General features: G+C 66.6%; 14 protein-coding genes. 3 read left to right on the top strand and 11 right to left on the bottom strand.

What is annotated here, in order from left to right; translation table 11 throughout:
• Both VNE62_09620 and VNE62_09625 read left to right on the top strand, forming a co-directional pair.
• Positions 1-742, top strand: a 742-nt coding sequence (locus VNE62_09620; protein HVE92539.1) for a transcriptional regulator, incomplete at its 5' end; no start/stop codon positions are given.
• Positions 739-1,611, top strand: a complete 873-nt coding sequence (locus VNE62_09625; GenBank protein ID HVE92540.1) for a lysophospholipid acyltransferase family protein — start codon at positions 739-741, stop codon at positions 1,609-1,611. The genes VNE62_09620 and VNE62_09625, both read left to right, overlap by 4 nt.
• A 22-nt stretch (positions 1,612-1,633) precedes the next feature.
• On the opposite strand, the gene VNE62_09630 is transcribed toward VNE62_09625, so the two are convergent.
• The 11 genes from VNE62_09630 to VNE62_09680 form a co-directional block, all read right to left on the bottom strand.
• On the bottom strand, positions 1,634-2,626 hold the full coding sequence (locus VNE62_09630; GenBank protein HVE92541.1) for a CAP domain-containing protein: 993 nt from the start codon (positions 2,624-2,626) through the stop codon (positions 1,634-1,636).
• Between the two features lie 101 nt (positions 2,627-2,727).
• A complete protein-coding gene (locus VNE62_09635) occupies positions 2,728-4,014 on the bottom strand; it encodes an acyl-CoA dehydrogenase family protein (protein ID HVE92542.1) in 1,287 nt (428 codons plus the stop codon).
• A 22-nt stretch (positions 4,015-4,036) separates the two neighbouring features.
• A complete protein-coding gene (locus VNE62_09640; GenBank protein ID HVE92543.1) occupies positions 4,037-4,510 on the bottom strand; it encodes a hypothetical protein in 474 nt (157 codons plus the stop codon).
• 32 nt (positions 4,511-4,542) lie between these two features.
• A complete protein-coding gene (locus tag VNE62_09645) occupies positions 4,543-5,829 on the bottom strand; it encodes a hypothetical protein (protein HVE92544.1) in 1,287 nt (428 codons plus the stop codon).
• On the bottom strand, positions 5,826-6,332 hold the full coding sequence (locus VNE62_09650) for a hypothetical protein (GenBank protein HVE92545.1): 507 nt from the start codon (positions 6,330-6,332) through the stop codon (positions 5,826-5,828). Before VNE62_09650 ends, VNE62_09645 begins: the two co-directional genes overlap by 4 nt.
• Entirely contained in the window at positions 6,329-6,841 is a 513-nt protein-coding gene (locus VNE62_09655; protein ID HVE92546.1) for a hypothetical protein, read from the bottom strand. The genes VNE62_09650 and VNE62_09655 overlap by 4 nt, the downstream gene beginning before the upstream one ends.
• A 16-nt stretch (positions 6,842-6,857) precedes the next feature.
• Positions 6,858-9,980: an MFS transporter gene (locus VNE62_09660; protein HVE92547.1), complete on the bottom strand. Its 3,123-nt coding sequence runs from the start codon at positions 9,978-9,980 to the stop codon at positions 6,858-6,860.
• A complete protein-coding gene (locus VNE62_09665) occupies positions 9,977-12,310 on the bottom strand; it encodes an ABC transporter permease (GenBank protein HVE92548.1) in 2,334 nt (777 codons plus the stop codon). The genes VNE62_09660 and VNE62_09665 overlap by 4 nt, the downstream gene beginning before the upstream one ends.
• Before the next feature lie 4 nt (positions 12,311-12,314).
• On the bottom strand, positions 12,315-13,415 hold the full coding sequence (locus VNE62_09670; GenBank protein ID HVE92549.1) for a hypothetical protein: 1,101 nt from the start codon (positions 13,413-13,415) through the stop codon (positions 12,315-12,317).
• On the bottom strand, positions 13,393-15,681 hold the full coding sequence (locus VNE62_09675; GenBank protein ID HVE92550.1) for a transglutaminase domain-containing protein: 2,289 nt from the start codon (positions 15,679-15,681) through the stop codon (positions 13,393-13,395). The genes VNE62_09670 and VNE62_09675 overlap by 23 nt, the downstream gene beginning before the upstream one ends.
• Complete coding sequence (locus tag VNE62_09680; GenBank protein HVE92551.1) at positions 15,681-17,057, bottom strand: DUF58 domain-containing protein; 1,377 nt, start codon at positions 17,055-17,057, stop codon at positions 15,681-15,683. Before VNE62_09680 ends, VNE62_09675 begins: the two co-directional genes overlap by 1 nt.
• 290 nt (positions 17,058-17,347) lie before the next feature.
• Here VNE62_09680 and VNE62_09685 point away from each other — a divergent pair, with 290 nt between their 5' ends.
• Entirely contained in the window at positions 17,348-19,231 is a 1,884-nt protein-coding gene (locus VNE62_09685; protein HVE92552.1) for a hypothetical protein, read from the top strand.
• Positions 19,232-19,248: the final 17 nt, after the last annotated feature.

Raw genomic sequence — 19,248 nt, forward strand, 5'->3', positions numbered from 1 at the left:
CGACCAAGCCACCTACCTGGCCGTTTCAACCGGATTGAAGAAGCTTCCCGCTGCGACCAAGCGCAAGATGTTCCAAGGCATCGAGGCGCCCCACCGCATGACCAGCGTGCAGGCCGGAGAAACAGAAGCCGTGCACACCTCGACCTTGGACAACGTGCACCGCCAACAGGTGGTGCCCGTGCAGGGACAGACCGATGTCCTGACGATGGGGATCCCCTACGTCGGCCCCTACAACGTGAATTCGATCATGAATCCGATCCTCGTCGTGTGCATGGGGCTGGGCTACTTCTTCAACACCTACCGCAACGCGCCGTTGGTGCGGCCGGGAGGGGTTGTGATCCTCGCGCACCCCACGCCGCGCCAGTTCCACGCCGTGCACCACCCGTCCTACATTGACTTCTTCGACCAGGTGCTGCCGGAGACGACCGACCCCGCGGCCATCGAGGCGAAGTTCGAGGCGGCGTTCGCGGCAGACCCCTGGTACCGCCACCTGTACCGCAACTCCTACGCCTACCACGGCGTCCACCCGTTCTACATGTGGTACTGGGCCGCGCACGCGATGTCCTACCTCGGCGACGTGATCTTTCTGGGGGGCGACCCGGCCACCGTCCGGCGCCTGGGCTTTAAGTCGGCGTCGACGATGAACGACGCGCTGGAGATGGCGTCGCAGACGGTCGGACGGGACCCGTCGATCACCCACCTGCACTGCCCTCCGCTGTTCCTGCCGGACGTCACACCGTGAGCCTGGACCTGCGCCTGGTCGCCAGGGGCTGGCGTTGGGGACGTCCGGCCCCCCGGCCCCCTTCCGCGCCCGGGGACCCGGTCCCCACGGACGCCTCCTTCTCAACGTCCTGGGCCCGGACACCGCCGGCCCGGGTCGCGCGCGCGGCACTGCAGGAGGCGGCGATCCTTCCCCTCATGCGCAGCGTGGCCCGTCCCGAGGTCCATGGGGCCGAGCGGCTGGAAGGCGTGAAGCAGCCGGCGGTGATCGTCGCCAACCACGCGTCGCACCTGGACACCGCGGTGGTCATCCACTGCCTGCCGCCGCGCTGGCGCAGCAGGGTGGTGGTCGGAGCCGCGGCAGACTACTTCTTCGCCCGCCGCGTGAGCGGCACCGTGGCGGCACTGGCTCTGGGGGCCTTTCCTGTGGAGCGAAGGCGGGCGAGCGCGGTGTCGGCCCGTCTGGCCGTGCGCCTTCTGGACGAGGGATGGAACCTCGTCCTGTTCCCCGAGGGAGGTAGGTCGCCGGACGGCTGGCTGCAGGAACTCAAGCCCGGGGCCGCGTTTGCGGCCGCGAAGTCCGGACGGCCCATCGTCCCGATGTGGATCGAGGGAACCGAACACCTGCTGCCCAAGGACTCCCGCCGCCCGCAGCGCGGACGTGTGCGGGTGTTCGTCGGCGAGCACCTGACACCGGCCCCCGGCGAGAGTCCCCGGGACCTCAACGTCAGGCTGGAGGCCGCGCTGCGGCGCCTTGGGAGTGAAGCCTCCACCGACTGGTGGACCTCCCTGCGCTCGGAGGGCGAGCCCTACGGTCCGGCCGTGGCGGACTGGCGCAGGATCTGGAGCAGGGGACCCTCTCCGTCGCCCGGCGGCTCCCGCTGGGCCTGAGCACCGGCCGTAAAGGGCCTGACTAGCGGACCTGGAAAGCGTCTATGTAGGTCCTGATCCCGGACGACCGGCTGTTGCGCTGACCCGTCACGTACAGCTCGATGGTGTGGGTGCCCGAGGACAAGCCAGTGCGCTCGAACAGGACCTGCTTCCATGACGACGAGGAGGACCATGCATCGACACGCGCCACGGCCACCCCGTCCAGCCGGACCTCGGTGATCCCGGCGTACGGGTGCCGGACCCCCACCCACCTCACCGACGTGCCCGTAAAGCTGTGGCGCACCTTCGACCCGGTCGTGGACGACCTGCGGACGCTGCCGCCGCTGGCAAGCGACGTGGAGTAGGTGTACCAGGTGCCGGTGTAGGTGACGCTCGATGCGTTCTGCTCCACCACCCGCCAGGTGGTGCCCGGAGCGGGAGTGGGGGTTGGGGTGGTTGACGCAGAGGGAAGGCTGCGGTCCTTGACGACCTCCATGGTGGCGTACCAGCGGCCGCTGCCCGAGTGGAAGTACACACCGATGCCCGTGACGGTGTAGCCGTACGGACCCCCCGAGGCCGTGTCGAACATGCACTGCTTGTGTCCGGAGGTGGAGTACAGCCACAGTTCGTAGAGCTTCTGTGCGATCTGGCTGTCGGTCCAGCCCGAGGCGGAGGTGTAGGCGACGTTCTCGCAGGCCGCGAAGCCGGCTGAGTAAAAGCCGTCGTCGGGGGCGCCGTTGGACTCAACCGGGTCGGGCGTGGCCGTGTCGACGCGGGTCCTGAAACCATCGTGGGTGAGGCCCCCTCGCGAAGCCATGTTCACGGAGTGGCCTCGAGCCTTGATCCGCAGTCCGGAGTGCATCCGAAGGGGGCTTCGTCCGATCCCGGACCGTCCGCCGTTGACCTTCTCCAGAACCAGCGACTCGACGTTGATCTCACGTGTGGTAGCGGCCCCCGAAGGGGCAGTCAAAAGCGTCATGAACAGGGCTGCGGCCGCGGCCAAGCATGCGCCGGTACGAGCGGTCTTCTTTGGCATGTTGCCAGTATGGCCGTGTTACCGGCGTTTCGCCGCCCCCAATTCGGGCTAGGGCCTGTCCCAGGAGTAGTCATCCCGGACTACCCCGTGGGCGTGAAGGGCTAAAGGTTCGCCGTCGCCTCGTCCAGCAACCCGGCGAACTTGCGTTGGGCCTGCTCCCGCCGGGCCGGCACGTGCTCCGAGGGGACCTCACGCGGCTCGTACCCCTTCAGCACCTGTCGCGCCACAGTCATCCGATGGACCTCGTCCGGGCCGTCGTAGATCCGTCCCGCTCGTGCGGCCCGGTACATCCGCTCCAGTGGCAGGTCCGTCGAGAAGCCGAGGGAGCCGTGGACCTGGATCGCCCGGTCGAGCACGTCGTGCAGCACCCGGCCCCCCCAGAACTTGATGATCGAGATCTCCTTGCGGGCGGCGGACGCGCCGTGGGTGTCCATCAGCCAGGCCGCATGCAGCGTCATCAGGCGCAACGCGTGGATCTCGGCCGCGGAATCGGCGACCCAGTTCTGGACCGTCTGCTTCCGGGCCAGCGGCTCCCCGAACACCGTCCTGGAGACGGCCCGCTCGCACATCATGTCGAACGCCCGGTTGCACTGCCCTATCCACCGCATGACGTGGTGGATGCGGCCGGGCCCCAGCCGCTTTTGCGCGAGGACGAACGCCTGTCCCTCCTCCCCCATCAGGTTGCCCGCGGGCACCCGGACGTCCTCGTACACGATCTCCGCGTGGCCCCCGGGCCGGTCCAGGGGGTGGTCCGGCTCGTCCATGGTCCCGATGTTGCGCAGCACCCGGACACCCGGCGTGTCCGCGGGGACCAGGATCATCGACATGCCCTGGTACGGGTGGACGTCCGGATTCGTCTGGGCCATCACGATCAGCAGGTCGGCGGTGGCCCCGTTGGACGTGAACCACTTGTGCCCGTTGATGACCCACTCATCGCCCACCCGCTGGGCGGTCGTGCGGATCATCGTCGGGTCCGCCCCGGCTCCCGGCTCCGTCATCGAAAAGGCGGACCGGATGCTGCCGTCGAGCAGCGGCCACAGCCACCGGGCCTTCTGGTCCTCCGTGCCGGCGAGTGCGATGAGCTCGGCGTTGCCGGAATCGGGCGCGTTGTTGCCGAAGACGATGGGGGCGTACAAGGACGTGCCGAGGATCTCGTGCATGAGCCCGAGCTTGACCTGGCCGAACCCCTGGCCCCCGAGCTCGGGTCCCAGGTGCGCCGCCCACAGGCCCCGCTGCTTGACCTCCTGCTTCAGCGGGTCCGTCAGGCGGGTCAGGCGCTGGACCGTCATCGGGACGACCTCGAGAGGCCAGACCTCCGTCCGGACGAACTCCCGCATCCAGTCGAGCTGCGACTGGAACTCAGGTTCGGTCGAGAAGTCCCACGTCACGCGCGCCTCCTGCCCGTGGCTTCTACTGCGGGGTCAGGCTGACTACGGCCTTTTTCAAGGGGTCGATCGTCACGACCGTCTCGCCCTTCCGGGGAGGCTTCACACCCGCAGCCAGGGCCAGGACGGTCCCGTCCTCGAAGACCGCGCGGCCACGGCTGTCGAGGTTGCGGAAGACGCCTGTGTACGTCACGTGCCGGGGAGGGTCTTTGGGAACCACCCCGATACCCGCCACCCACACCACTTCTTTGTTCTCGATACCGGCGTGGACGTACTTGCCCTTCCAGAGCGCCAGTGCCTTCACCTCGTGGGTGCGGGTAGTGAAGCTCTCGATGCGGTCGCTGATGGCGTACGCCTTGCCGCCCTGGAACTGCAGCCGGCCAACGCTCACGTCCGCGACGACCCCCTGCTCGTCCGGCACCCTGGGGCCGGACTCCAGGATCCCCTTGGGACTTTCAGCCGAGCAGGCTCCCAGGATCCCCACGATCACCAGGGCCACGGCCGCGGGCCTGAGCCGGCGCGAGTGACGGATCAGGACCCCCTGGGGACATCGGCGGGAAAGGGCTGCCCGGGTACTCCGGGACCGGCACCCGGCGCGCCCGGAGGCGGACTGGCACCGTCACCGCCTGTACCGCCGCCCCCGCCCGTACCGGGGGCCGGGACGCCCGCACCCGCGCCCCCGCCGAACCGCGCCGGGTCGAACTTCTCGGAAAGACCCGGCAAATCCGGGGACCCGAAGGAAAGAATGGGTCCGAGGGTGGTGGTGACGACGTTGTCGACCGGAAGCACGACCTCCTGCTTTTCGCCGATTTCGCGCAACTGGTAGATCATCGTTCGTTCGCGCACGGGCTCCCGGGTGCGCCCCTGCTTGACGCCTTCGTACTGCCTCTTCAAAAACTTCGATCCCCGCTTCTGGGGGCCGATCAGCCGGCGGAAGTCCACCTGCTTGTCGATGCTGATCTCCTCCCGGACGCTGATCAGGTTCCCGTCCTTCACATAGAAGGCCATCTTCCGGAAGGACGGCAGGCTCGGCAGGGCGGCCGAGGTCCCACGGGCACTGCGCTTGGGGAGCGCGGCGGGAGCGAGGTCATACCTCTTCACCCCCGCGGTGTCGAGCCCCTTCTTGACCTCCTTGGCCTCGTCGGTGTCCGGCGGCTCCTTTTTCTGCTTGGCGTCGAAGTCGCGTAGGAATGGGTCATTCGCTGGGACGTATTCGATCTCGTCGGGATTGAACTCCCTTACGGCCGCTCCCTCGCTGATCGCCCGTCTCACGTACTGGTTGACGTAGATGGCGTCCAGCGGCGGGTTCTTGCCCACCGTCAACGATCCCGACCGGTTGACCTGCGCCGTCAGCGGGGGGGCGGCGGCGTAGTCGAGGACCCACTTCTTCTCGAACAGCCCCTGGAACAGTGCCGGGTCGGGGGGCTCGTTTTTGGACACCTGCTGCTGGGACGTGAAGATTGCGATGAACAAGCCGGGGACGAGCTCGGCGTTCTCGAGCTTCAGCGCCAGTGCGTCGTCGCTGACGATGATCTCGAAAGCGTCCCCCCCGTCAACCTTCAGCTTCACCCCGTACCGCAGGTCGTCCTGGATCCGCCCGTCCACGGTCACCGTCTGCTCGGCGATGGCGGCACGTCCCTCGATGCCATCGGCCTTTTTGATCTCGGGCTGGTCCGGCACCGCCTCCGTGTAAACGAAGTCCTTTGGAAGCGCCTCGACCTTGCTGAGCGCCGCAAGTACCTCCTGCTCCGGGATCTGGCGCTCGCCGCACCCGGCAAGAAGTCCGGCCACCAGCACGACGACAGCCAGCTGCTTCATATGCCCACGTCCAGTTTGAGGACCTTGCGGAGCAGCGTCCGTGGGAACACGAAGTCGCGATGCACGCTCAAGACGAACAGGCCCTTGTTCTCGAACCAGGCGAACACATTCTGCTGGTTTCCACCCGTGGAGTAGATCACGGTGTCCTCGACCTTCAGCACCTGCGGCTTGGTCGACCCGAGCAGCCCGATCACGGTCGACCTGAACCGCGGACTCTTCGGCCGGGCCAGCCGGTTGAAACGGCTTATCTGCAGCGTCGCCCGCAGCAGCTCGCCCTCGCGGAGACTGAAGACGGCGAGGCTGTCGATGTAGGGCCTGTCGACTCTCTTGACGATCTTGGAGACGTCCTCAAGTTTTGTCTGGAGGCCCAGAATCTGGGACGGGAACGTGATCGTCGGTGCGTCAACCGGTCCCGCCCCCGTCAGCACGTCACCCGGGCTCTTGCCGCGACAACCGGTCGCGGCAAACGAAACGACCAGGACCAGGATGAGGAGCTTCCTCAACGGACTGTCAGAGCTCCACGGGCGAAGGTGAGACCCTCGTCGGTGACGTTGTACTGCCCTGGGCCGGGCGTGAACTCCCAGACCTGCCCCGGCTTGAGCGGCCCTGAGCTGAAGTTCCCGCCGGACCCGCTCGCCGTATAGGTCCTGAACTTGCGCTCGGGGATCGTGTCCTTGTTCGTCACCCTGAGCACCGTCCCTCGGGCGAACTCCACCTCGGGGTTGGGGGCGTAGTACGGACTGTCGGTTACAAGGGCAAGCTCGAAGTACTCCTTTTTGGGAGCTACCGTCGGCGCGGCAGTCACCTGCACGGCTTTGGGTGCGGGCGTCGGGGTCGCCACACCAAGCGCGTTCGGCGCCGGAGTGGATCTCGGGTCCGGCGTCGGCGTCTCGCCTAGACGCCGGTTCTCGCCTCCCTTGACATCCAGCGGCACTTCACTACCAACGCTGGCAGGCTTACCGCAGCCGGCGACGCCGAGGATCAGCAGCAGAACCAGGCCAAGTGCTTGCATCGACTTTCTCATTTGGTCACCTCTTCGGGGGCTCCGTTTTCTTCCTCTCCACAACTCCTGAACGCTGGACAACGTCCTCTGAGGTCCCGAGGTACGACTGGATCACGCGTTCGTCGTTCAGCACGACCTCCGGTTTGCCGCGCAGGATCACGGCCCCCTGTTCCATCGCCACGAGCTCGTCGGAGATCGCCGAGATCAGAGGCATGTCGTGTTCAATGATGAGCATGCTGCAGCCCGTCTCGAAACGGACGCGGCGCAGCAGCGGCGCCAGGCCCTCAGACTCGGCCTGCGCGATGCCGGTGGAGGGCTCATCGAGCATCAGCAGCTTCGGCTCCGCGGCCAGGACGCAGGCGAGGTCGGTGATGCGCCGAAGTCCGGTGGACAGCTCCTTGACGAACTTGTCCCTGAACGCGCCGAGCTCGAGAAGCTCGATCAGGCGCTCGGCCCGCCGTCGGACCCTGCGCTCGGACGCCCTCACCTGCGGGACCTGCAGGGCGGTCAGTGCGATGTTGCGGACCTCCAGCTTGCGCTCCAACGACACGAGGATGTTCTCAAACACGGTGAGGGACGGGAACAGGCGGGCGTCCTGGAATCGCCTGACCAGCCGCAGCTTCGCCCGCTCCTCGGGAGCCATCTTCGTGATGTCGACGCCGTCGTAGACGATGCTGCCGGAGTCGGGGATCTGGTACCCGGAGATGAGGTCGAACAGGGTGGTCTTCCCGGCCCCGTTCGGGCCAATGAGGCCGAGGGACTCCCCCTCCCGCAGCACGAACCCGGCGGACCGGACGGCCTGGATGCCTCCGAAGGACTTCGTCACGTCCTTCACCTCGAGGATCGTCCTGGCGTGTTCCAGCTCGTACTGGCGCAGGTCCTTGTCGCCCTTCACGCCCGACCCGGGGCCCTCCGTCAGCGCGCCGGTCCCCTTGACGTAGACGGCGCGAAGGATGTCCGGACGGCGGAGCAGCTCCTTGGTCTCGCCGAAGAACTTGACCTCGCCCTTTTCCATGAAGATCGCTCGTTCGGCCACCGTCAGGGCGACGTTCACCGACTGCTCGACGATGATGATCGTCGTTCCCTGGGCGTTGATCCGGCGCACCACCTCGACGAGCTGCTGGACGACAGCTGGCGACAGTCCGAGGGACAGTTCGTCGATCATCAGCAGCCGGGGCTTGCTCAAAAAGGCCTGGGCCAGCGAGAGCTGCTGCTGCTCGCCTCCGGACAGCAGCTGGGCGCGCTCGTTGCCCCGCTCCTTGAGGATCGGGAAGATCCCGTAGATCTCCTCGAGGCGCTCGTTGCCCTCCTTTTCGTCGGACAGCCAGTTGCCGAGGGTCAGGTTTTCCCGCACGGTCAGGTCCGGGAACACCCCCCGGCCTCCGGGCATGTGGATCACCCCGCGCGACGCTACCTCGTGCGGCGGCATGTGGGTGATGTCCCGTCCGTCGAAGACGATCGCGCCGTTGGACGCCTCCTGGGTGCCGCTGATCGCCTTGAGAAGCGTGGACTTCCCTGCCCCGTTGGTGCCGAGCAGGGCAATGAGCTGCCCCTGTTCCACGTCGAAGTCAACCCCGAAAAGGACCTGGACCCCGCCCTCGTACTCAACGTCCACGTCGCGGCAGACGAGAAGTTTCCCGCGACCTGCCTCCTTCGCCCTCCGCCATTCCGCCGACGCGAGCTGCGAGGCAATCGCAGCCCTGACATCTCGCTCGTAGAGCGACGCCGAACTCAGCCTGATGAGGGAGGAAAGAAGCATAAATGGCGCCGCGGCGAACAATGCTCCCTGTACCCCGTACCTCGGCTCGAGGTAGTTCACCGCGACGGTGCTGAGGATGACCCCCGGCAACGTCGCCAGAACCCGGACTGCAAGCCCCAGTGTCCTTATGTGGGCCGGCAGGATCTGGACGAACAGCACACCGCTGGCAGGGCCGAGCAGCGAAGAGGCGGCTCCGAAAGCGAAGTTCACCGCGATGAGCAGCCACAGAGGCGGACCGCTTGCCTCCACGAACGCAAATAGCGACCCGCCTACGCCCAAGAGGCCGCTCAAAACAAGCACTCGGGAAGGCCTGCGGCGGAGCAGGACGTCCACCAGTCCGCCAGCGAGGAACCCAAAGGGCAGCGCGACCAAGCCGCCGACGATCGCCAGAACCGTCCTCTCCCCAAGGTCGAGGCCGTAATGCTCGACCAGAAAGACTGCGAAGAAGAACCCGTAAACCCGGTCTGCCGCGGTGTCGGGAATGTCGGCGATGAAAAGGCGCCGCAGCGTTCTGATCGCCCATACCGTCCGCCAAGCCTCGCCGATGCTGGGCGACTCCTCGGGCTGTCGCGCGACCTCCTCCGAAGCCCCCAGCGCGCGCCGCTCCATGTATCCACGGATCGGCTCCTTGAGGACGAACAGAACGGCGATCGACAACACCATGAGGATCGGCCCGGTGATCAGGAACGGAAGCCGCCAGTAGAGCCCGCCCTTGGCCGACAAGATGAGCCCCGCCACGATGGCCGGAGCGGCCAGTCCGAGGATCCGGCTGATGACGCCGTTGAGGGCGAAGACCTTCCCCCGCGACTCCGGCGGGTAGTAGTCCGCCTGGAGGGAGAACAGCGGCGTACCCAGAGCAGTGTCGCCGATGGCATCACCAGCCCGGGACGCTCCTAGAGTCGCAACGGAGCTGCTCCCGGCGGTGAACACCGAGAAAAGTCCCGTCAGGAAGGCTCCGGCAGCCACTATCGGCAGGCGCCTCACCCGATCGGACAGGTACGCCAGATAGATGTAGACGAACGTCAGGAAGAACCCCACCACCGAAAGGGCATTGAATACTGCCGTCAGGTCGAGCTCCAGGTCCCGGATGATCTCGGGAGCGGCCGCTCCGAAGGCCCTACCGTCCACGGCCGTGACGGCCCCCAAGATCGTGAAGAAGATGATGGGCTTAAGCCCGTATGGAGTCTTCTTCAGTTCCTTGTAGTTCGCCGCTTCACGGAGCAGCCCCGTGAATTCCTGCTTCCCCTTCTCCAGGAAGCTGGGCTCCTTGGAAGGCCCCGGGGGCGCAACAGCGGCCGGAACGGGAGTGATGACTTCCGCCACAACGATGTCGTCGGCTCGCGTCGCGTCGCCCGGCTCGTCGCCCCGACCCTTCCCTCTCCTGCTCAAGACCCCGTCTCCTCCTGCCTCGCCACCTCTGTGGCCTGCGGGGCCACCACCTCACCGGCCGCCTGGACTCCCGCTGCCGCGGCTCCAAAGGCGGCGGTCTCCTGATCCGAGACTCGCCGCGCAGCCACCAATCGGCCGCGGCCACCGTACAGCTGACTGTCGGCACGGTAACGACGGTCGATGGGCATGGCGGCCAGGCCCGCGTCGGGAATCGGCTCCGCCAGGGGGATGAGCTTCTGGGCCAGGGTCTGCGGATCCATGTCGGCGAACAGGCTCGGGACGATCATCTGACGCCGCTGGGCGACGATCCTGAGGATGCCGTCCCGGAAGCTGACGAACAGCGAGGCAAGGCCCCCGGGCGCCATGTACAGCAGGGCCAGCACGCCGATCGGGCCGATGATGAACTGGATGATCTCGTTGGTGAACAACTGACGCATGGCGAAGTAGATGCCGCCGATGACCACGCCGAACACCGAGCCCACCCCTCCGGCTACCGCGAACAGGAACAGGTCCAGGCTCAACTGGGCTGGGAAGTCGGCCTGCTGGACCGCGCGCTGATGATGAGCCAGCAGGACCCCCGCGAACCCGCACAGATACCCCGACACCCCGAAGGCCATGAGCCTCATCCTGATGGGGTTGATCCCGAAGGACCTCACGTTGTTCTCGTTCTCACGCAACGCGATGAGCACCCGTCCGGGCCTGCTCCGTCTGAGCCCCGTCACGACGACGATCGCCAGCAACAGGCAGAGAAGGGTCAGGTAGTACATGCTGCGCTCGTCCTGGAAGTCGAACAGGAACAGGCTGGGCCGGTCCACCTTCTCCGGGAGCAGCCAGCCGAAGTACTCGGGCTTGAACAGCGCGGCGTTGACGGCGAAGGCCATGGCATAGGTGGCGGCGCCCAGGAACAGCCCCTGGATGCGCAGCGCGGGTATCCCGATCAGCAGCGTGATCGCCGCGGTGAGGACCGGGACGAGGAACAAGGCAATCCAGAACGGGACGTCCGCCTTCTCCGTCAGCGCACCTCCAATGACCGCGCCGACGGCCACAAACGCGAACTGGCCGAGGCTGACCTGGCCGGCCCACCCGGTAAGAACCGTCAGCGAAAGGAGCGCGATCGTCACGATCGCGAAGTGCCCCCCGAGGTTCGTCTGCTTGGCGTTGGCCACCCAGGGGAACAGCAGGATCCCGATGATGCCGATCGCGATGCCGAATCGACGCCAGAGCCGCACCCCCGACACCTCCAGCATCTCCTTGGGAATGGGCCGCGGCTCCTCCGTCGCCTTCCAGCTGGACGACTCCGACTCCTCGCTGCGGCGCGAGCGCTTTTTACCCAGACCCTGGAACACCAGTCCCGCGAGCAGGAACACGAACAGCCCGACATCGACCAGCGCCACCTGCGACTCGTACTTGAACCTGACCGCCTCCCGGACGACGGAAATGATCAGAGTTGCCACGGCGGCGGTGGGAAGGCTGCGCATGCCCCCGAGGACGGCCCCCCCGAGCGCGACCACGAGGAGCTCCGGAGGGGCGACCCCGGATGAGAACTGCCCCTGGACCGACCCCGTCAGCACGACGGCGATGCCCGACAGGATCCCGGCGATGAGCCAGACGATCATCGACAGGTTTCCCACGTTGATGCCCAGCAGCCGAGCCCTCTCGGCGTTCTCAGCAGACGCCCGCACGGCAATGCCCGTCCTGGAGAAGCGGAGGAACAGCGCAAGGCCCACCATCGCCAGGATCGACATGCCGATCGAGAACAGGTGGATGAACCCGAACGACAAAGGCAGGTCACCCAGCTGGAACGTGAAGTCCTTGAAGGGGAGCTTCTCTGCCAGGCCCCTCCCCGCAATGACATCCTGCGTCCGGTCCTGGACATCGCCGAAGATCGGCAGCGTCCCAATGAACCCCGACGCATAGCCGATCGCGGGAATGATGGCGATCGTGATGACGGTCAGGACCAGACGAGGCGAGTTGAAGAAGCGCCTGATAAAGGCAAGCTCCACCGCCAGCGCGACCAACGCGGCCACGAGGATGCCGGCGACGAAGCCGAGGAAGTAGGGATACTCCGCCACCACCACGGTGTTGAACGTGAACACGCCCCCGGCCGCCCCCAGCGCCGCCTGGGCGAAGTTGATGATCCGGTGGCTTCGGTAGATCAGCACCAACCCCACCGCGAGAAGCGAGTTGAGTAGCCCGTAGACGATCCCCGAGAAGATCGTCGCCGTGGGCGGCTTGATGACAAGCTGCAGGAACAGAGTCGCTGCAACAAAGGCCCCGACGGTAATGGCCAGCGCTCGAACGCGGGTACGGTCCTGCAGGAGCTTGGGCATTGGGCTACTCCGGTCGGAGGTTGCTGATCAGGGTGTCGTAACTCAACGTCGCTTCGGGAGTGCAGGTCTTTTTGCGCTCGTCGTCGGACCGCTCCTTGAAAGGCGCCTCCGCGCCCCCGAATGCCTGGTGGGCCTTTTGGGTGTCGGCGTTGTTCTCGGTTGTGCACTGGGTGTCCACCTGCTGGGCCACGATCGCGCCGCCGAACTGGGTCGTTATCGCGTAGTTGAAGTTGGACTTGTAGCTGGTCCCGTCCGCATCGATCACATCGAGGAGGGCGTTCACGAACCACGCCTGGAACGGCTCGCCGCAGGCGTCGAAGACCGGGCGCGACAGGACCGAACCCGTGATCCTCATGCTCATGAAGTTGCCAGGGTCGACACCGACGGTGTCGATCTTCTCGCGCTCCGCTTCTGCCACCGAGTTGTCCTTCCCGATCTCCACGGGCGTGGGCAGAATCAGGACTCCCGGCTTCGGCTCGAAGACATTGGAGTCCTGGCCGCTGCGCCGCACGATCTTGGTCAGGTAGATCCCTGCTGGGCGGCTCTCGCTGATCGAGGCCTTGAGAACCTCGTAGGTCTGCTCGACGATCGTCTGCGAGCCGAACCTGATCTCGGGTTCGACCGTCGTGAATGTGTAGTCATCTCCGGTCGTCGTCTTCACGTCCTTGATCGTGCGCTCGAAAAAGGGTGGCAGCCGGAAGGTGCCGAGAGTAGCGACGTTCTGGTATCCGCGCACCCGGAACTGGTAGGTGCCAGGCAGGGGGCGGTTTCGGATGTCAGTCGTGGCCGGGTCCTTGGCGAACGCCGTCCGGGCCGCGGGAGGACACTTGTCAGGGGGCGGGGGCGGGGGCGTAGCGCCGCGCCCAGGGGTAGGGCGCGGCGTCTTGAACGGACCCCCCGTGTCCACCACCCCGATGGGGTCCTCAGGAGGAACCGAGTTGGGCGGTCCGGCCGGCTTCGAGACGGGAGGGACCCCGAATACCAGCTCGGTGGCCTCCTTCTTCACCTTCACTCCCGATTGTGGGGCCCTCGCGCAGCCGGAAGCCGTCAGCGCGACCACCGCCAGCAGAGCGAGAACCAGCTCACGCCGCTTTCTGCGGGGCACGGGTCTTCTCCTTTCGGGTCAGGGCGCCGAGGGACGGCGCATAGGGGTTCTTGAGTGAGAGACGCGAGATCGCGGCGATCGAGCGCAGCGTGAAGGAGTGCGCCTGGCTGATGCGCTTGCGCAATGACCTCGACAGCTCCTCCGCGGTGACCGCGTCGTCGGTCGTGACGTCCGGCCGCAGGTCGCCCCACAGTGTTCGGGTCACGAGCCACGCGAATTCCGTGTGCTCGTCGTCGGGGATCACCCGGTCCAGGAACATCAGGGGGGTGTCCGACTCGTGCCGGTAGCCGAAGTCCAGACACAGGTCCCGCCACTCCGCATAGGCCAGGGCTATGCGCTCCGGGGGCCCCTGCCTCAGGGCCCAGGTACGGCGCTTGGACCTCTTGTAAGCCTTCACCGCGCCCGGGTACGTGAAGTAGATAAGCGCCAGGAAAAGCAGGATCGGCACAAGGACCAGCAGCGCGGCCCTGATCTGCTCGAACAGGTAGCTCCTGGGGTCGGTCTCAAAGGGGACGAAGATCTGCACGGCGATCTCATCGGACGCCGCCACGTTGCGGTTCTGCTGGGACTGCTGTCCGAACGAGGACTTGGCCTGGGTCGGGTTACCGATGATCGGCAGCCACTTGTAGCCGGGGAAGTAGACCTCCAGGAACGAAGCGCCGTGCTTGGGGCGGACGGAGTAGACGCCGGCTTCCTTGTCGCCTCCGTCGAAGCCATAACCGATCCGCGATGGGACGCCGATCCAGCGGGCTAGCATCGCCTGGCCAGCCACGATCTCGTAAGGGGTTCCCTCCTTTTTGCCGGCCAGCATGTCCTGGACCTTGTCCGGAGGCACGTCCACCGGCGTTCCCTGTCCGGCCGCCACCACCGTGTCCAGGAACTTCGTCCGGACGAACTCGAGCTCGGCCCACTTCGAGGTCTTCGGCGCCTCCTTGATCAGGGCCTGAACCGCCGGGGGCGGCGGCGGGAGCTCCAGGTAGCTGCTGGTGTCCACCTCTCCGATCTGCTCGGGCAGGGGCGCCGTGACCTTGACCAGCTCCTCCACGGTCGGGATGCGGGCCGCCGTCACCGCGTACTTCAGGCCTTCCTGGATCGTGCCCTGGCTGAGACGGATGTTGCCCGTCCGGCTGTCGTAGGCCAGGGCCGGACCCTCGGCCCGGATACCGAACAGGTTGGGCAGGCCCGGCAGGACCGCCCCGGTGAGCCCCTTGACCTCGAAGGTCGCAACGACGCCCGCGACGACCTCGCTGTCGATGACACCGGTCTCGGGGATCTCGGCGATGCGACTCTCGGCGAAGGGAGGCAGCTTCCAGGCGTTCTGCTCATAAACGTCGAGCCCACCCATGCGCCAGGGCCCCGTCACCTGTGAGTCCACGGTGAACAGAACCCTGTCCGGGACCTTGCTCAGCGGGATCGCCTTCGGCTTCTGAGCCGACTGCGTCGGGTCGAAGATCGGTGGGGGGAACAGGAAAGTCGTCTGGGTCGCCAGGACCGCGAGAGCCCCCGTGATCGCTCCGATAAGCGGGAGAGCGCGGGCGGCACGGCGGAGCTCGAAAGCGATCGATCGCTGCTCGGTGTCCCCGTCGAGCTCGATTCCGGACAGGGTGCCGAGGCCGATAGCGAACAGCACCAGGCACATGAGGCCACTGAGGATCCTGGCGTCCTTCGGAACGCTGATGGCGCCGAATGCCACGATCGGCAGGGGGACCATCATCCCCAGCGAGGGCCGGCGCAGCTCGATGGCCACCCAGGCCGCGGAAAAGCCGAGTCCTCCCATCAGCCAGCCGAGAATGGCCCGCCATCCGAGTTCGAAAGCCACGGGCGGACGCTGGACATCCCCCGACTTGACCGCCTCCCTGACGAACGGGCCGAGGTCGATGATGTCCGAGAACGACCCGGCGAAGACCGTCATAAGCACACCGATGGCGCCGATGGCCCCGGCGATGGCGACCGACATCATGATCGGGTTCTGGATCCGGCGCGCCCTGACCGCAACCGCTACACCCATGAGGCCCGCCACGGCCGCATAGATGCGGGGTGCGATGCCGAGGAACACGCCGCCGACCATGACCGCGGCCGCGAGGGTCGAGAAGGACACAACCACGCCCAAGCGCTCCGCCGGCACCTTCGGGTCGAACCCAGTCGTCTTCTGGGGGACGCCCTCTTCCTCCGGCAGTCCGGTTTCGAGCTGATCCGGCGCGTTCTCCTCGATCTGCTGGAGGTCGCCGGTCTGCTCTGCCGAGTCCTTGGGCGTCGTGACTGCCATCAGCGGCTCCCCGCTCCGATGTCGTGGTAAAGCGCGGTGGCGAGGTCCTGTCCCGGGTGGACACCCGCGACCTGGCACCCGAGTGCCGTCGCCACGCTCAGCGTCTCGGTGTTGGCCTCGTCCCAGATGAGGGCCACGACGAGAATGGACACCCCCTTGTTGAGCAGCAGGCGCAGCTGCGCCGCGTCGGCGGCCAGGAGTTTGGGAGTGATGAGGATGTTGTGGGCGTCCCTGCGGGGGTCGGTTATGAGCCTGCTGATGACTTTGGACAGGGGCACCCGGGCCATCTCGACCCTGGCAAAGGAGTCCAGCAGGCTCAACTGGGCCGTTGACCCTCTGAGCTCCCTGGTCAAGGGGCCGTTGTTGGTCTCGCAGCGGATCTCGTAGCCGTCCCTGAGGTGGCGGACGCCCAGGGAAGCCGCCGCCCTGACGCCCATCTCAAAGGACTCGGAGTGGTCCCCGTCCTGGCTGTGGCTGCCTCGGTCGGTGTCCAGGATGATCGTGATGTGGTCGGTGATGCCCTCTTCGGCCTCCCGGACCATCAGCTTGCCCATTCTCGCCGACGCCCTCCACACGATCCGTCGCAACTCGTCACCGGGCTTGTACTCGCGCATTCCGTAGAACTCCAGTCCCGAAGGCCAGGGACGCGAGAACGGCGGCCGGATGGGCGGGTCCTCGTAGCGCCGGGTCAGAGGACGGTCCGACACGAACTCAATACGGGGGTGGACGAGCATCTCGAACTTCTCGGCGAGCACCGTCTCCCGCTGCGTCAGGCCCAACGGGTCGTTGGTCACCGCCACAAGCGGACCGATGTCGTACACGCCGCGTCGGGTGCAACGGAGTCCGTACGTGTGGCTGACGGTGCTTCCTCGGCGCAGCTTCGAGATGGGGACCTTCACGGTCGTGCCCAGCCGCTCCGGCACGCGCTCCTCCAGGATGAAGGTCGAAACCCCGCGCTCCGCGACCAGCTGCACCTCCACGTCCATCCGGTCGCCTTCGTGGGCCCGGGGGCGCAGACCGAGGCGCTCCCCTTTGAGCTTCAGGTTCTTGGGCGCCAGCAGGTAGCTGGTGATGACTAGAGCGGCGGTGCCGTAAGCGAAGATGTACAGGGCGTTTCCGGCCACCACCCTGGCGATGACCCAGGGGATGACGGCGGCGACGATGGCGATCTGGCCGGTGCGGGTGAGGTGCAGCTTGCGCTGGAGGTTCAGGAACCGCGCCCGGACTCCCTTGGCCGAGACGGCGTCCGAGGTGCGGTCCCGAAACAACAGAAAGCGCTGCCGGACACCCTTCTTTTGGGTCGGCAGCTTTTTGCGCCTGACCTCAGGCGCGCCGCCATCGCCAACGGCCTTCTTGCGACCGGGCAGAACCTTCATCTAGCCGAGCCTCCCGCGCGATTCACGATCTCTCCTGCGTGCCTTGGGGACTGCGGGCTCGTGCACTGCACCTCCGGAGCGATGCCCATCTCAACAGCGCGCGGAGTTCGGAGCGAGAATACATAGTAAGGGCGCGCGGTCGAGCGGGAGGCATCGTGCTTCTCTGACGCACAACAGGCCGGGCCGGTTCATGCAAGGCTTGGGTCCTACCCCCAACGCGCCGGGCCTGAACCCCTCGGCGGGGGCGGACGTTGTTCAAGGACGGGGGCCGGCGCGCAGCTAGAAAGGGGGTGGGCGACACGGACACCGACTCGAGATCTCAGCACTGGATCAGGCAGTACCCACCTCTGGTGTCGCTGGTCATCTCGCTGCTGATCGCTTTCCTGGTCCTGCCATCGTCGCTGAACCTCCCCCAGTCCAACCCCTCCACGGTCTTGGAGTTCGCGCCGGTCCCTCCCGAGGACGACGACCCTCCCCCGCCGCAGGACGGGTCCCTCTCCTCCCTCGGCCTCGGTTCGTCCAGCAGCCTGTCCACCGACACCGCCGAGAACCTGGTCACGGAGCAGACGGGGGGCCCGGGAAGCACCAAGGGGCCCATCACGAAGACGAAGAACGACAAGAGGTGCGTGGGGAGCCCCCCACGCCAGACCGAGGACCCGAACTCACCCCCGTGCGTCGCGTTCTTCGACGGCGACAACGGGGGCGCCACCTGGCAGGGGGTCAGCAAGGAAGAGGTGACGGTCCTCGTGTACAGCAGCGCGGTCCTCACCACCGACGAAAGGGACCCTTCAGGTGGAGAAGGAACCCACCAGTCACCCCCGGGCGGCAGCTACTGCGACGTGGACGGCCCCGCCGACACCGACCCGGCCTGCCTCGAGTCCCTGCGCGACACCAACGACCACCGGGAAGTCCGGGTCACGCGGGCGATGTCCAGGTTCTTCAACGACCGCTTTCAGACCTACGGCCGGCACGTGCACTTCTGGATCTACTACACGGCTAGCAGCGCGACGGCCGCGAGTCGCAGGTCCGACGCCCAGGGCAACTGGGAGAAACTGAAGCCGTTTGCGGTCATCGACCGCGCGTTCTTCGGAGGCTTCAACCAGGCGTACGCGGAGGGGATGGTCCGGAGGCGGGCGTCGGTTTACGGAAACTTCGTGGCCCTGGAGAACTCCTTCTACCGCAGGTACCAGCCGTACATCTACTCGTTCTGGCCCGACGTCGAGCACTGGGTCGATCAGTTCGTCAGCTACGTCTGCCAGAAGGTGACCCCCGTCTCCAAGGTCTCTCACGCCGGAACCGACGAGACGGGGCAGCCGATGAACGGCCGGGACCGCCGCTACGGCCTTTTGTCCACCAGCGATCCCGGCTTCCCCGGACTGCAACGCTTCGCGAAACTTGCCGAGGAGGGCATCCGAAGGTGCCCCAACGCGCCGAACATCGTGGGCTCCTGGACCTTCCCACGGCACCAGTTCGCCACCGACAGCGACACCGGGGCCATACGAAAGGCCCGGGAGAACGTGGCCGGCATGGTCCAGCAGAAGGTGACGACCGTCCTGTGGCTCGGTGGTTACGAGACGGAGCACACCAAGGCCGCCGACGAGCAGGGATGGCATCCGGAGTGGGTGGTCGCCGGGGACCTGCTCAACGACTCCATCGAGGAGGCGCGCTTCCAGAACCAGGACGTGTGGAAGCACGCGTGGGTCGCCTCCAACACCCTTCGGGAGGACAACACAGCCAGCGCCCCCTGCGCCCAGGCCTACCGGGAGGCCGAGCCGAGCGGCCGGAAACTCGACGAGGGCAGCGCCTGCTCCGTCTACCGGGCCTTTTTCATGCTTTTCAAGGCGATCCAGGTGGCAGGGCCGAGGTTGAGCCCGACCTCCGTGGACCAGGGGCAGCATGCGATTCCGCGTCAGGCGAGCACGAACCCGTACGTCGCGGCCTGCTTCTACGACCCGGGTGACTACACCTGCGTGAAGGACGCCCAGGAGTCGTGGTGGGACCCGAATGCACCCGACCCCGACGGCAACCCCGACCAACGAGGGTGCTGGCGACTGGTGGCGGGCGGCCGCCGCCACCTGGCAGGTGAATGGCCACCCGGGGACCAGCTCTTCGTCAACCCCGGGTCCGCGCCGTGCAACAACGTCGGCCGCGACGACGTGTACATCTCGGTATGAACGGCGGCCCGAGGCGT

It is taken from the genome of Actinomycetota bacterium, assembly GCA_035536535.1.
Classification (GTDB): domain Bacteria; phylum Actinomycetota; class JAICYB01; order JAICYB01; family JAICYB01; genus DATLNZ01.

What these genes read in the sequence shown, in the direction of transcription:
- VNE62_09680 (HVE92551.1), bottom strand. Translation starts at nt 17,057, where the DNA reads ATGAAGGTTCTGCCCGGTCGCAAGAAGGCCGTTGGCGATGGCGGCGCG.
- VNE62_09675 (HVE92550.1), bottom strand. Translation starts at nt 15,681, where the DNA reads ATGGCAGTCACGACGCCCAAGGACTCGGCAGAGCAGACCGGCGACCTC.
- VNE62_09665 (HVE92548.1), bottom strand. Translation starts at nt 12,310, where the DNA reads ATGCCCAAGCTCCTGCAGGACCGTACCCGCGTTCGAGCGCTGGCCATT.
- VNE62_09630 (HVE92541.1), bottom strand. Translation starts at nt 2,626, where the DNA reads ATGCCAAAGAAGACCGCTCGTACCGGCGCATGCTTGGCCGCGGCCGCA.
- VNE62_09645 (HVE92544.1), bottom strand. Translation starts at nt 5,829, where the DNA reads ATGAAGCAGCTGGCTGTCGTCGTGCTGGTGGCCGGACTTCTTGCCGGG.
- VNE62_09655 (HVE92546.1), bottom strand. Translation starts at nt 6,841, where the DNA reads ATGCAAGCACTTGGCCTGGTTCTGCTGCTGATCCTCGGCGTCGCCGGC.